We start from the raw sequence: 13,656 nt of genomic DNA, 5'->3' as shown, positions 1-13,656 counted from the left end.
GTAAATGGTAGTTATTCTTACTTTCTTTTTTACCCATTGGTTTCTTTCTTTATTCTTCCACACCTTTTTCCTGCATCGCTTCGCTTCACACCAGATGTACACCACCAACAAGTGGTGGGAAAGGATATTCTATATTGGTACCTGGCTCACCCAGGGTTCATCCTACCTGGTACCCAGGGCCTATGGGGTCATGCACCGCATGCACCATGAATACAGTGATACGGAGAAGGATCCGCATAGCCCGCACTTCTTTAAGGATGTATGGGGCATGATGATCCACACCAGGAGCATTTACAACAGTTTTGTGACCCGGAAGGGAATGCCCGAACCCAAGTTCACGCAAGAATACCTGCCCGAATGGGAGAAGCTGGACAGGATAGGGGATAGCATGATAGTGCGCCTGGCCTTTGGAACAGTTTATACCCTTATTTATATATTCTTTGCCCCCAATTATTGGTGGTTCCTCCTGCTGCCTATCCATTTCCTGATGGGGCCTGTGCAAGGAGCCATCGTTAACTGGTGCGGTCACAAGTATGGTTATGCGAATTTTAAGAATGGGGATCATTCCAGGAATTCAGAGCCCTGGGGAATATTCCTTCTTGGTGAATTGTTCCAGAACAACCATCATAAGGATGGCGCTAATCCGAACTTCGCAAGGAAATGGTTTGAGTTGGATCCAACCTACCATATTATGAGGTTGATGAACCTGGTAGGGATAATAAAAATGAAGAAAGCATAAATGAAAAGGGTTGATCAACTGATCAACCCTTTTCATTTATCATTGTTTCCGGGCCTCGGCCTGGTTATTCTTTTTCAACTTGTCCTTGAACACTTTCTCAAACTTCTCTAGTTTGGGGCGGATCACAAAGTAGCAATAAGGTTGTGATGCATTGTTCTGGTAGTATTTCTGGTGGTAGTCTTCTGCCACATAGAAATTTTTCAGGGGAGAGATCTCAGTAATGATCGGGGATTTCCACGCCCCGCTCTTGTCCAGCTCGGTTTTGTAATAGATGGCCTTTTGGCGCTGCTCTTCGTTATGGTAGAAGATGGCGCTGCGGTATTGAGGGCCTACGTCGTTACCTTGTTGGTTGGGAGTGGTCGGATCATGGGTTTGCCAGAATACTTCCAATAGTTCATCGAAGGAGATGATAGCCGGATCAAATACCACCTGGATCACTTCAGCATGGCCTGTATTCTTTTCACAAACCTGCTCATAGGTCGGATTGGCTACGGTGCCCCCGGAATAACCGGAAGTAACCTTCAATACACCATTCAATTGTTGAAAAACAGCTTCCACACACCAGAAACAACCGGCACCTAAAGTTGCGGTGTCTGTTCTTTCCAGGTTACTGGCGTAAATAAGATCATTGGTCATGCTCTTGTTGGGATTTTCTTTTTGCGCACAACTGAATAACAAATGTGTAACAGAAAGGATCGACAGGTAAAAATATATTTTCATTCACTCCGGTTTCGTTACAAAAACTCTCATGCAAGTTACGATGGCATTCTGTTAAGGGTGGTTAAAACCATATTCCTGTTGTTTTTTAAGAATCCCTTAACGTTCCCGGAATCGGCTTCCAGCATGGGATATAATGAAAATCAATAATGGTAATTAAGTCATTAAACCCTATAGGTTTATTAGGGTTTCGGGTGTTTGGGCAATTGCACCAAGTAAAAAGCAGGACTGCCAAGGTAGTCCTGCTTTTTTATTTAATAATGGAATTAAATCACATCGAAAACAGTGAGCAATGCGATCACCACTGCACCAAGCCAGAAGAACCAGCCACCAAAGAACAATGGAATGATAAAGATAAGGCTCACCCAGAACTTCCAGGTCAGGGTCCTTTCCTTCAGGTAAATGGCCAACGGCGGAAGCAGGATGGCAAGGATGGCAAGGAGGATGGTATTAGCATCATCATCAGCCATTTTGCCGGCCTTTTTATCGGCCTTGTACTGTTTTACCAGTTTCTTCACTTCCTTGAACCTCGACTTCTTTTCCTGCTTGCTCAGGGTATTGAATTCAGCAACAGCCTTATCCAGTTCAGCCCTGGTAGCCGCATCCGGGGCGGTCGCTTCAGTTACTACAGGTTCGGTCTCAGCAGCCTTTACGACTGGGGCACTCATAAGGGCAACCAGTGAGGCCAATACAACGGTTAGTTTCTTCATAGTGAGTTGTTTGGGGGATGAAAATATAACATTTTGTCATTTAACCTTTTTTAGAGTGAATTATTTTAGTATTTAAAGTTTTAGCCGGGTTTATAGCTTTGCCAGTACAGGCGAAAGCCTATCTTTGCACCCGCTATGACACAAGAAAATATCAAATCATTACGGGAACGGGTTTCGGTTCTAAGGAGGTTTCTTTGACGTCCCTAACCGACAAGACAAGATCACGCAGGATAAACAACTGACCCTTGCACCAGGCTTCTGGGACGATAACCAGCGGGCTACAGGCATTCTCAAGGAAATCAAGGTTAATGAATATTGGGTGGGCCTTTACGAGCAGGTAGACACTGCGGTAGAGGATTTTGCCATTTTACATGACTTCTGGAAAGAAGGGGAGGCTGATGAGGCAGAAGTAAAGGAGGCTTATGATAAAGCCGTTATTGCTGTAGAAGATGCAGAATTCAAGAGCACACTCAACCAACCGGAAGATGAACTGCCTGCCGTAGTGCAGATCAATTCCGGCGCAGGTGGTACGGAAAGCCAGGACTGGGCCCAGATGCTGGCCAGGATGTACCGCATGTATGGCGAGAAGCAGGGTTGGAAGGTTACTGAACTCGATTGGCAGGATGGTGATGGGGCAGGTATCAAGAGTTGCACCTACCAGTTTGATGGCGCATTTGCCTATGGCTTCCTGAAAGCAGAGAGTGGGGTACACCGCCTGGTGAGGATATCCCCCTTTGATAGCAATGCCCGCCGGCATACTTCTTTTGCATCCGTATTTGTGTATCCATTGGTTGATGATACCATCAATATTGAGATCAAGGACAGTGATGTGAAAATGGAAACTGCCCGAAGCGGTGGCGCGGGTGGCCAGAACGTGAACAAGGTGGAAACCAAGGTAATGCTGACCCACATCCCAACAGGATTAGTAGTGGTTTGCCAGACGGAAAGGACCCAGTTGGGTAACCGCGAAAAGGCGATGCAGATGCTGAAAAGCCGTTTGTATGAGGAGGAATTGCGTAAGCGTGAGGAGTTGAAGAATGCCGCAAATGCCAGCAAGAAGAAGATCGAATGGGGAAGCCAGATCAGGAGCTATGTTTTCCATCCCTACAAAATGATCAAGGATCACCGGACCGATTTCGAGGTTGGTAATATCCAACCTGTCATGGATGGTGAACTGGATGGATTTATCAAGGCTTACCTGATGAGCCAGACAGAAGCGGAGTCCTGATGATCGGGGATGCGTAACTATTGTTGCCCCCCTTCGGAATTTTCATTAATAGATTTACCAAAAATTCAACATATGAATCTCGGTTATTTTTCATATCCATTGCCTGCCAATGAACCTGTCCTGAATTACGCACCAGGTTCCCCAGAAAGAGCTAACCTGAAGAAAGTTCTTGCTGAGTTAAAGAAAAAACAAATAGACGTTCCGATGTACATCGGTGGTAAAGCCGTTCGTACCGGAAAGAAAGTGGCCATGCACCCACCGCATGAAATTGGCCATACCCTTGGTCATTTCCACGCAGGAGAGGAAAAGCATGTTAAACAAGCCATAGATGCAGCCCTGAAGGCTAAGGAGTCCTGGGCAAACATGAGTTGGGAAAGCAGGGCAGGGATCTTCCTGAAAGCCGCTGACCTGATTGCCACCAAGTACCGCCCCTATATGAATGGTACCACCATGCTCGGTCAAAGCAAGAATGTATACCAGGCTGAAATTGACAGCGCCTGTGAGATCATTGACTTCTTGCGTTTCAATGTTCACTTCCTGAATGAGATCTATAAGCAGCAGCCGATCAGTGCACCGGGCATGCATAACCGAATGGAATGGCGTCCGCTGGAAGGTTTTGTACTGGCCGTTACACCCTTCAACTTTACCGCCATTGGTGGGAACCTTCCAACATCCGCAGCCATGTGTGGAAACGTAGTCATCTGGAAACCTGCCAATACACAGATCTATTCTGCCCAGATGTTCATGCGCATCCTGCAGGAAGCCGGTCTTCCTGATGGAGTGATCAACCTGGTATATGTGGATGGTCCTACCATTGGAAAGGTATGTTTCAACCATCCTGATTTTGCAGGTGTGCATTTCACCGGGTCAACCGGGGTATTTAACCAAATGTGGACTACTATCGGGGCCAATATCGCCAAATACCGTACCTATCCGCGAATCGTTGGTGAAACAGGCGGAAAGGACTTTGTGATTGCCCACAAGAGTGCGGATCCCGATGTAGTGGCCACTGCGTTGGCAAGGGGAGCTTTTGAATTCCAGGGACAGAAATGTTCCGCGGCATCCCGTGCTTACCTTCCTTCCAATATCGCTGAGCAGGTGAAGAAGAAACTGGTGGAGCAGGTGAAGAGTATGAAGATGGGAACAGTTGAAGACTTCACCAATTTCATCAATGCGGTGATCGATGAGAAGAGCTTCGATAAGTTGAAGAAATATATTGACAACGCTAAGAAAGACAGGAAGGCGAAGATCCTGGTTGGCGGCAACTGTGATAAGAAAGCAGGGTATTTCATTGAGCCTACGGTGATCGAGACCACTGACCCAAGGTATGTTACCATGTGCGAGGAGTTGTTTGGTCCCGTGCTGACCATCTATACCTATGATGCCAACCAGTTTGAGAAGGCTCTGGACCTGGTGGACAGCACCTCTCCCTACGCCCTTACCGGTTCCATCATATCTACCGACAGGGAAGCCATTGAACTGGCTACTGCCAGGCTGAGGAACGCAGCCGGTAACTTCTACATCAATGATAAGCCAACCGGTGCGGTAGTGGGTCAACAACCGTTTGGTGGTGCCCGTGCCAGCGGTACCAATGATAAGGCAGGTTCCATGCTGAACCTTTATCGTTGGCTGAGTGCAAGGACCATTAAGGAAACCTTTAATCCACCTACAGATTACCGTTATACCTTCCTGCAGGAAGCATAACCGAAAATAAAAAAGCGTAATGCCTGTGTGATGAGCACAGGCATTTTTATTTGCAGTAATGTGTTACCCAACTTTAACACTAAATTTTTCACAGGTACTTGCATATTGAACAACCGGAAACTATTTTTCGCGGATAAACCATCAATATGAAAAAAATAACCTTATTCGCGATCGGAGTTTTTGGATTACTAACGGCAAATGCACAGGTGGGCTTTGGGGTAAAGGCAGGTTATAACCTGGCAGATTTCAAAGGTAGAACCGGTGACAATCCAGGCATGAAGTCAGGCTTCCATGCCGGCGGTTTTGTCAGGATTCCCGTTTCAGGAAAATTCAGCATCCAGCCTGAACTGCTGTATTCCCAGCAGGGTGTAAATGATGAAGTCCAAGTCAATGAAGTTACTTACCAACAAAAATTAAAGACCAATTATCTTACACTTCCGGTTTTATTTCAATATCAATCGCCTCTTGGTATTAATGTATCAACAGGTCCACAATTGGGGTACCTTCTTTCTTCAAAGTTAGAGGCTAACAAAGGTTCAATGGATTATAAGGATTTTTTAAAATCCACTGACATATCCTGGGTATTGGGTGCTGGTTACGAAATGCGCAATGGGTTAGGGATCGGTGCCAGGTATTGTTGGGGACTGAACAATGTTTCAGATAGCTATAATGACCTTCGGAGCAGGGTATTGCAAGTAGGCTTATCCTATAAGTTTGGTTCGGGGAAAAAGTAAAGAAGGCTTTGTCCGTAAAATTTTAATCTGGCAGGGAGGTTTATCCTCCCTGTTGGTTTTAATGGGAGCCCTGTTTCCTGACGAATATCAGTGTCCCTTATGCGAATAATCATGGGTAAGGTCTCCCTGATCAGCCAATTATGCCTCAGGAATGAAAATATTGGGAAAAAAACTTACCTTATTCCTTACAATTTGCAACCTAAATCAGCAATCATGAAAAAGATCTTATTGCTTTCTTTCCTTGCTTTCATGGGCTACCTGGCCAATGCCCAGGTACAATTTGGGGCCAAGGCCGGGGTGAATTTTTCAACACTGGTAGGTGATGATTCAGAAGGCGCCAAGACCCATACTTCCTTTTATGGAGGTGCTTTTGCAAGGTTTTCCATTAACGAGAGTATAAAGTTCCAGCCGGAATTGGTGTATTCTGCGCTTGGAACTAAGGCCGATGATCAGGATGTCAGTGGGGAATTCAGGTTTGGCTACATCACCGTTCCCATCATGTTCCAATACCATACACCTGGCGGATTTTTTGGGGAAACAGGACCACAGTTGGGATTCCTGGTGAATTCAAAAGTAGAATCGGAAGGCACTTCGGTGGACTTCAAGGATTATACCAAGTCATTTGACTTCAACTGGGCCTTTGGGTTAGGTTACCAACTGAAATCAGGATTAGGATTCAATGCCCGCTATTGCCTTGGCCTAAGCAAAGTGATCGATGGGGAGGCATTGATCGAGCAGGAGGTGGATACCAAGAACAGTGTTATCCAGGTTGGCCTCTTCTATGTATTCAAAGGAAAATAACCGGACTATCGAATGTTGAGAAGGGCTGCGATTGTGCAGCCTTTTTTTTACATAACACTGATGATTAATCGAATAGTTTATTGAACTTATCAAGAATCGCCAGTTCATCACTTATTTATGCGGTTTGAACCCTTAACAATAAAATCCTTTGTGCTGCGTTTGTAGGTTTGCAAAACCAAATCAATTCTTATCATGAAGAAAGTATTTTTAGTTTTATTAGGCGCAGCTGCACTCGGAACAGCTAAGGCTCAGGTGCAGTATGGTGTAAAGGCAGGTGCTAATTTTGCTAACGTGATTGGCAGCGATGCTGATGATGCAAAAATGAAAGTAGGTTTTAATGCCGGCGCTTTTGCACGTTTCTCTATCAACGAAAGCTTTAAGGTACAGCCTGAACTGGTTTATTCCGGACAGGGTGCCAAGTACGATGATGAGTCCCTCGATTTAAAGTTGAACCTTGACTACCTGAATATCCCGGTATTGTTCCAGTACCATACCAATTCCGGGTTCTTCGCTGAAACCGGTCCCCAGCTGGGTTTCCTGCTTTCTGCAAAATTGAAGGCCGATGGTGAATCAGAAGATGTTAAGGATAGCTTCAAGTCAACTGACTTCTCCTGGGCTTTCGGTGCCGGCTACCAGTTTGCACAGGGCTTTGGCGTAAACGCCCGTTATAACCTTGGCCTGAGCAAGATTGAAGAATCAGGTGAGGCTAATGTAAAGAATGGTGTGTTCCAGGTAGGTTTGTTCTACACCTTTGGTGGAAAGTAAGCTTCCCGGGCAAATATGATCGAAGGGCCGCAGCAATGCGGCTCTTTTTTATTTACCCGTCTGCTTGTCTTATTTTAGCAAAAATTTCCGGCATTGAAGACGATACTTAGCAGCGAACAATTGGCCATGACCATCAAGAGGCTTAGTCACCAGATACTTGAAAACCATCCCGGGCTGGACAATACCTGTATCATCGGCATCCAGCCCCGTGGGGTTTGGCTAAGTGACCGGATCGTGGGCGAGGTCAGGAACCTCCTGCCCGCCGGTAAACTGGAATATGGCAAACTGGATATCACTTTTTACAGGGATGATATCCGGAAAGAACTGCATGTGCCCAACCATACCGATATTCCTTTCTCCATTGAGAACAAGAAGGTGATCCTGATAGACGATGTATTGTATACCGGAAGGACCATCCGCGCTGCATTGGATGCCCTACTTGATTTCGGTAGGCCTGAAAAGGTGGAGCTCTGCGTATTGGTTGACCGGAGGTTTAGCCGGCAGTTGCCTATCCAACCGGACTATTGTGGCAAGTCCATTGATTCCATCGTTTCCCAGAAGGTAACCGTATTCTGGAAGGAGAACCAGGGCAAGGATGAGGTTGTGCTATTATAGCCAGGTGGATGGCCATGCAGGATGGGGAGGGCCGGTCTTTCCGGCAGGCAGGAAAACCAGTTTTTGTAAATGCTTTGCTAACGTTTAACTTTGCATCTTAATGCAACTCAGTACTAAACATCTACTCGGCATTAGAGATCTCACTCCCCAGGACATCCAAATTATTTTAGATACTGCCACCCAATTCAAAGAAGTATTACAGCGCCCCATTAAGAAGGTTCCCTCCCTCAGGGATGTGACCATTGTGAACCTGTTTTACGAGAATTCCACCCGTACGAGGATATCCTTTGAGTTGGCTGAAAAGCGCCTCAGCGCTGATACCATCAACTTCACGGCCAGCGGTTCTTCCGTTTCAAAAGGGGAGACCCTGTTGGATACAGTGAATAATATCCTGAGCATGAAAGTGGATATGGTGGTGATGCGGCATAGTGCAAGCGGTGCGCCGCATTTCCTTGCAAAACATATCCCTGCTGCCATCATCAATGCCGGTGACGGGATCAATGAACACCCCACCCAGGCCTTGCTGGATGCTTTTTCGATCAGGGAGAAACTGGGAACATTGGAAGGAAAGAAGATCGCCATCCTTGGTGATATTATGCATTCCCGGGTAGCCCTGAGCAATATTTACCTACTGAAAAAGATGGGGGCTGAGGTAATGGTGGCCGGTCCGCCCACCCTGATCCCCAAACATATGGCCGAAGCCTTCGATATCAGGGTTGAATATGATATCGTGAAGGCGTTGCAATGGTGCGATGTGGCCAATGTATTGCGCATTCAACTGGAACGCCAGAACCAGGTCCTTTTTTCCTCCTTAAGGGAATATAACCTGGCTTATGGGGTGAAGAAAAGCCTGCTCGATAGCCTTGATAAACAAATATGGGTCATGCACCCGGGCCCGATCAACCGTGGGGTGGAATTGGACAGTGATGTTGCAGACAGCAAGCAGTCCATCATCCTCCAACAGGTGGAGAACGGGGTTGCGGTGAGGATGGCTGTGCTCTACCTGCTGTCCGGAAGGAAGCCGGAATAATCTTATTGCCTGGCAGCTTGATGCTGTCAGGTGCTTTTTCCTATCTTCACGCCTTCATTTTCAACTATGCAGCGTATCTGCCTCTTTCCCGGAACATTCGATCCCATTACCCTTGGGCATGTGGATATTGTCAATAGGGCACTTCCCCTGTTTGACAAGATAATCATTGGCATAGGCCTTAATGCTGCCAAGGCGCCCATGTTTTCCCCTGAGCAGCGCTTGCTGTGGATCAGCGAGATCTTTAAGGATGAACCCAAAGTGGAAGGGGCTGTTTATGAAGGCCTGACCGTAAAGTTCTGTGAGGAGATTGGCGCAAGGTTCATCCTCCGGGGGATCAGGTATGTGAGTGATTTTGAATATGAAAAGACCATTGCCGACGCCAACCGGACCCTGGATAAGGAAATTGAGACGATATTCCTGACGGGTGAGCCCAAATACACTTCCGTAGCGTCAACCATTGTTCGGGATATCATCCGTAACAATGGCGATGCCACTCCCTTTATTCCCCAGGCCGTGGCGGAAAGCCTTAAGAACCTGAAATAATATGGAACCCATCTGGTTTGATCCTTCCCTTTCTTTGGAACAACTTACTGCACTTGGTAAGGGTACACTCGGTGAGCACCTGGGTATGGAATGGACTGAAATTGGCCCGGATTACCTGAAAGCAAGGATGCCTGTTGACCACCGTACCAAACAACCATATGGTCTCTTGCATGGAGGGGCTTCTGTATCCCTGGCAGAGACCCTTGGCAGCGTAGGGGCAGCCATGTCAGTGGATCCAAACAAATTCCTGGCCGTTGGCCTGGAGGTCAATGCCAACCATATACGCAGTGCACGTTCCGGTTATGTTACCGGCACTGCCCGTCCTGTCCACCGGGGCGCCACCACCCAGGTTTGGGATATCAGGATCGAAGACGAGAAGGGTAAGCTGGTTTGCCTTAGCCGTCTTACGGTCGCCATCCTTAAGAACAAGCAGGCAACACCTTAACGATAACAATCCAACACATCAATGATTGAGGGGAAAGTGTTGGATCCTACCTCAATCCATCGCTCCCTGGCCAGCCATTTCAATTCCGTGATCTGCTCCTCTGTTTGGGGAACGAGTTGCTGTGGGCCTGCAACCCTCATTTCAAACCAGTAGGACTCCTTCAGGATATGCTTGCCACTTTCATGGTAGGTGTGGTAGGTGGTGATCAGCGGTTTGACCAAGGTAATATTATCGAGACCTGTTTCTTCCTTAACTTCCCTGATAGCGCACTCTTCAATGGACTCATTGGGATCCAGTTTTCCTTTCGGCAGGTCCCATTTCCCCCGCCTGAACATGAATAGTATTTCGTTTTGTTCATTCCAGACCGCACCACCACCTGCCTGGAAAAGGGTGAATTTTTTCCAGAAGGCTTTTTTCAATTCCTCCAGGTCCTGGTGCAGGATAATACCTGCGTGCACTTTTTGGTTCTCCATCTCATGGATCATTGATTTGATGGCAGGCAGGGAGAATTCATCAATGAAGACCGCGTCATCATGGTGGAGATAGGGTTCAAGGGCGGGCTCGATGGCGTCGCAAAGGAATAGGGGGTTGGCGTTGAAGTAGACCTTTATGTACATATTGCTGATCGGTTGGTTTTTTCGGGTTAATTTGCGGCCCGAAACATTTCCTGCAAAGATTAAAAACTTTATATGAAGTCGAACGAAAAGGCAGTGGCGGAAAAACTGCTGCAGATCAACGCCATCAAATTAAGCCCGGAGCAGCCCTTTACCTGGGCCAGCGGCTGGAAAAGCCCCATTTACTGCGATAACAGGAAGGTATTGTCCTTTCCCTATATCCGCGACTTCATCAAATCGGAGATGTGTAATGTGATCTTTGAATCCTTCCCTGAAGCTGACCTGCTGGCCGGTGTTGCAACGGCCGGGATCGCCTGGGGCGCCATGGCGGCAGACCAACTAAAACTGCCCTATATCTATGTTCGTCCAAAGCCCAAGGAACATGGCCTGGGTAACCAGATCGAAGGTTCCTATGAAAAAGGACAGAAGGTGGTGGTGATCGAGGACCTTATTTCCACCGGAAAGAGCAGTCTCCAGGTAGTGGATGTATTGAAGGAAGCTGGTTTGGAAGTGGTAGGGATGGTCTCCATTTTCACTTATGGCTTTACGGTTGCCGAGGAAGCCTTTGCCAAGGCAGGAGTGCCCTATAAATCACTGACCAACTATGCTAACCTGGTAGGACTGGCACTGGAGAAAGGGACCATTGCGGCGGAAACAGAATCCGTTCTGTTAAAATGGCGCGAGGACCCCGCTAACTGGAAGGGAGTTTAGTATCTTGTAGCAAATACTGTATACCATGAAAAAGATAATCGGGATCATGTTATTGGTTTTGGGCTTTGGCATCAATGCAAGTGCCCAGGCCAAAAAAGCTTCTGTCACGGTCGCCATTTCTACCCCTACAGTTCAGTGTGAAATGTGCAAGGATAGGATCGAAAAGTGGATGGCAAGGGAAACAGGGGTAACCAAAACGGTGGTGGATTACAAAAGGAAGACCACAAAGGTTACCTACCTGACCGACCGGACCAATGTTGAAAATATCAAGACAGCGATTGCCAATATCGGGTATGATGCGGATGACGTTACAGCAAATGAGGAGTCTTATCAAAAGCTACCCAAATGCTGTAAGAAACCAGCAGATGGTGGCGGGATGAAAAAGAATTAGTCCCCGAATTATATTGAAATGGGCTTTCACTGATAAGTGGAAGCCCATTTCTTTTGGCGAAAACATGCCTGTCAAAAGGAAGATGTCGAGGGAAAAGGATCAGGTTTCCCGGATGGTTTTGTCTCAAAAAGAAGGGTGGACCGGGTATTCGGTCCACCCTTCTTTTTTGGTCAGGCTTGTACAATAGTTGATGATATATTTAAGAAAATAACAGATTAAAAAAGATCATATGTAGGGAAAACCTGTTCCCGCATCCAGGCTACCTTATGTTATTCAGATCAGCCCTTTTCAGATCCAGTTCCTGGAAAAGTTGTTTTCCTGCACTCACCAGTCGATCTCCTGCTTCCCCTGGTAATTGACCGGTACGTTAAAATAGACCCCTGATTTTCCCATCTTAACCTTACCATTCACCTTCACATCGATCTCGGAATTGATCAAAAGGGAGAGGGCGTTCGAGACCAACTGTTTCATGTCAACCTTCATTTGCATCGGCAAATAGAAGGTGTCCATTTTCGGGATCGTCACCAGGGTGTCCAATACGGTCCTTCCAACATAGCGGTTATTTATCGAAACATCCAGTTCCGCCCCCCTTAACTGCAAGGCGAAATTATTCGGGTTATAATATTTGATGTCTGCCGAAACGACAGACTCCCCTAATCCTACTTTATTGATCCTAAAGTTTTCAAAGGCCTGGTATTCCGGAATCTGGGGTTGCTTACAGGCTCCCAGGAAGGCTAGGGGAGCTGCGGCCAACAGCCATTTTAATTGCATATAGATCGTTTATCGCTTTTTTAATGTTAGGACCCGAAAGGTAGGGGATAGTTGAATTATTGGCAAATTCAATTGCAAATATGCTGTTATCTTTACTGCCAAAATATTTAGGCTAAGGGTGTTTTATCATCATTTTTTAATGAAATGGTTTATGTCAAAATATTTAGCATTAATAATTACTATCTAAAATATTGTTTTGTAGTTAATTATAACAATTAATGAGCGATAATAAATTTAATATAAGGTACATTTGTTTCAATCAGACCAATCCGAAATAACCAATAAAAAGATGTCAGGTAATTTAAAAAATACATTATCATTAAATATTGATTTACAATATTTTGCAAGTGTTAATTGGTTTAAAAAAGCTGTTAAATATAAATATTTAAATATTATTATATATGTACCTCATGAAAAAGTGAGTTTTCGGAACCGTTGCTGGCTTGGAAGTGGTCATGGATTGATGCGTTTGTCCATTCCCCTGATTTCGGGCAGGGACCAGCGAACGCCTTATGGGAAGATCCGGACGGCTGGTGGAAGGTGGAAAGTGGAGCATTGGAGGGGGATCGTTTCCTGTTATAATCGGTCTCCCTGGTTTGAGCACTACCGTGACGAACTGGCAGCTTTATTTGAGCAGCCTACAGAATCGCTGGTCGAATGGAACCTGTCTGGCTTGCAATGGGTCAATCGCCAGTTGGGTGGAATCTGGGAGATGAACGTGGTTGATAGCCCCGCCATTGACGGTGCTCTATCACCTGAAGCTCTTCGTCAGGTAGCAGGTGAATTCCTTCCCAATAACCAGGCTTCCTGGTTGGAAACCTATCCCGTACAACGGTACCCGCAAGTCTTCGAAGAACGGAATGGATTCCTTCCGGGTTTATCCATCCTTGACCTGCTTTTCTGTATGGGGCCAAAGAAGACCCTGGAGATCCTGAAAAATGAATAGGCTGGGTGCAGTTATTATGAAGTAGTTGCAGTGAGGTTGGGCAGGATGGAAAGAAATCAATTATATAATTAATAATTCAATGTGTTTTTTATCTGCTCTTTGGATGAAAAATTATATAAGAATTGAATTATTCAAATATTTGTATATATTTAATATGAATTACTGCTTTAATGATCCGCATACTTTTTTTCC

The 13,656-nt window shown here is 46.1% G+C and carries 17 protein-coding genes; 13 read left to right on the top strand and 4 right to left on the bottom strand.

What is annotated here, in order from left to right; all coding sequences use genetic code 11:
• Positions 1 to 4 precede the first annotated feature (4 nt).
• A complete protein-coding gene (locus KJS94_RS06875; RefSeq protein ID WP_214446572.1) occupies positions 5 to 739 on the top strand; it encodes an acyl-CoA desaturase in 735 nt (244 codons plus the stop codon).
• A 39-nt stretch (positions 740 to 778) separates the two neighbouring features.
• Here the strand turns inward: KJS94_RS06875 and msrA are convergent, their stop codons facing one another.
• Both msrA and KJS94_RS06865 read right to left on the bottom strand, forming a co-directional pair.
• Positions 779 to 1,459 carry a peptide-methionine (S)-S-oxide reductase MsrA gene (gene msrA, locus KJS94_RS06870; protein ID WP_214446571.1) on the bottom strand — a complete coding sequence of 227 codons (681 nt, stop codon included), beginning with the start codon at positions 1,457 to 1,459 and terminating at the stop codon, positions 779 to 781.
• Between the two features lie 263 nt (positions 1,460 to 1,722).
• Complete coding sequence (locus tag KJS94_RS06865) at positions 1,723 to 2,166, bottom strand: YqaE/Pmp3 family membrane protein (protein ID WP_214446570.1); 444 nt, start codon at positions 2,164 to 2,166, stop codon at positions 1,723 to 1,725.
• A gap of 135 nt (positions 2,167 to 2,301) precedes the next feature.
• Between KJS94_RS06865 and prfB the strand changes: the two genes are divergently transcribed.
• The 9 genes from prfB to KJS94_RS06820 all read left to right on the top strand — a co-directional run bounded on the left by prfB (position 2,302) and on the right by KJS94_RS06820 (position 10,031).
• A protein-coding gene (gene prfB, locus KJS94_RS06860) for a peptide chain release factor 2 (RefSeq protein WP_214446569.1) occupies positions 2,302 to 3,394 on the top strand; the annotation gives its coding sequence in 2 pieces (ribosomal slippage) (positions 2,302 to 2,361 and positions 2,363 to 3,394; 1,092 coding nt in all).
• A gap of 72 nt (positions 3,395 to 3,466) precedes the next feature.
• Positions 3,467 to 5,098 carry an L-glutamate gamma-semialdehyde dehydrogenase gene (gene pruA, locus KJS94_RS06855; RefSeq protein WP_214446568.1) on the top strand — a complete coding sequence of 544 codons (1,632 nt, stop codon included), beginning with the start codon at positions 3,467 to 3,469 and terminating at the stop codon, positions 5,096 to 5,098.
• Between the two features lie 146 nt (positions 5,099 to 5,244).
• Positions 5,245 to 5,832, top strand: a complete 588-nt coding sequence (locus KJS94_RS06850) for a porin family protein (protein ID WP_214446567.1) — start codon at positions 5,245 to 5,247, stop codon at positions 5,830 to 5,832.
• A 213-nt stretch (positions 5,833 to 6,045) separates the two neighbouring features.
• Positions 6,046 to 6,633, top strand: a complete 588-nt coding sequence (locus KJS94_RS06845; RefSeq protein WP_214446566.1) for a porin family protein — start codon at positions 6,046 to 6,048, stop codon at positions 6,631 to 6,633.
• A 192-nt stretch (positions 6,634 to 6,825) separates the two neighbouring features.
• Positions 6,826 to 7,398 (top strand): porin family protein, encoded by a 573-nt coding sequence (locus KJS94_RS06840; RefSeq protein WP_214446565.1) that lies wholly within the window; start codon positions 6,826 to 6,828, stop codon positions 7,396 to 7,398.
• A 93-nt stretch (positions 7,399 to 7,491) separates the two neighbouring features.
• Positions 7,492 to 8,013, top strand: a complete 522-nt coding sequence (pyrR, locus tag KJS94_RS06835; protein ID WP_214446564.1) for a bifunctional pyr operon transcriptional regulator/uracil phosphoribosyltransferase PyrR — start codon at positions 7,492 to 7,494, stop codon at positions 8,011 to 8,013.
• Between the two features lie 100 nt (positions 8,014 to 8,113).
• Positions 8,114 to 9,043, top strand: a complete 930-nt coding sequence (locus KJS94_RS06830; protein WP_214446563.1) for an aspartate carbamoyltransferase catalytic subunit — start codon at positions 8,114 to 8,116, stop codon at positions 9,041 to 9,043.
• Positions 9,044 to 9,109: 66 nt separating this feature from the next.
• Positions 9,110 to 9,586: a pantetheine-phosphate adenylyltransferase gene (coaD, locus tag KJS94_RS06825; protein WP_214446562.1), complete on the top strand. Its 477-nt coding sequence runs from the start codon at positions 9,110 to 9,112 to the stop codon at positions 9,584 to 9,586.
• Position 9,587: 1 nt separating this feature from the next.
• Complete coding sequence (locus tag KJS94_RS06820; protein ID WP_214446561.1) at positions 9,588 to 10,031, top strand: hotdog fold thioesterase; 444 nt, start codon at positions 9,588 to 9,590, stop codon at positions 10,029 to 10,031.
• Here the strand turns inward: KJS94_RS06820 and KJS94_RS06815 are convergent.
• Positions 10,028 to 10,648: an NUDIX hydrolase gene (locus tag KJS94_RS06815; RefSeq protein WP_214446560.1), complete on the bottom strand. Its 621-nt coding sequence runs from the start codon at positions 10,646 to 10,648 to the stop codon at positions 10,028 to 10,030. The genes KJS94_RS06820 and KJS94_RS06815 overlap by 4 nt on opposite strands.
• A gap of 72 nt (positions 10,649 to 10,720) precedes the next feature.
• Between KJS94_RS06815 and pyrE the strand changes: the two genes are divergently transcribed.
• The gene (gene pyrE / locus KJS94_RS06810) at positions 10,721 to 11,356 is read left to right on the top strand and encodes an orotate phosphoribosyltransferase (protein WP_214446559.1); all 636 of its coding nucleotides are present in this window, start codon (positions 10,721 to 10,723) and stop codon (positions 11,354 to 11,356) included.
• A gap of 25 nt (positions 11,357 to 11,381) precedes the next feature.
• Positions 11,382 to 11,747 (top strand): heavy-metal-associated domain-containing protein, encoded by a 366-nt coding sequence (locus tag KJS94_RS06805; protein WP_214446558.1) that lies wholly within the window; start codon positions 11,382 to 11,384, stop codon positions 11,745 to 11,747.
• Between the two features lie 324 nt (positions 11,748 to 12,071).
• Here KJS94_RS06805 and KJS94_RS06800 read toward each other — a convergent pair whose 3' ends face one another.
• Positions 12,072 to 12,518, bottom strand: coding sequence for an LEA/WHy family protein (locus KJS94_RS06800; protein WP_214446557.1), 447 nt, complete (start codon positions 12,516 to 12,518; stop codon positions 12,072 to 12,074).
• 289 nt (positions 12,519 to 12,807) lie between these two features.
• Here KJS94_RS06800 and KJS94_RS06795 point away from each other — a divergent pair, with 289 nt between their 5' ends.
• The gene (locus tag KJS94_RS06795) at positions 12,808 to 13,464 is read left to right on the top strand and encodes a WbqC family protein (RefSeq protein WP_214446556.1); all 657 of its coding nucleotides are present in this window, start codon (positions 12,808 to 12,810) and stop codon (positions 13,462 to 13,464) included.
• The last annotated feature ends 192 nt before the right edge of the window (positions 13,465 to 13,656 follow it).

Source organism: Flavihumibacter rivuli (genome assembly GCF_018595685.2).
In the GTDB taxonomy this organism is placed as follows: domain Bacteria; phylum Bacteroidota; class Bacteroidia; order Chitinophagales; family Chitinophagaceae; genus Flavihumibacter; species Flavihumibacter rivuli.
This window is presented reverse-complemented; position numbering and strand designations above follow the sequence as displayed.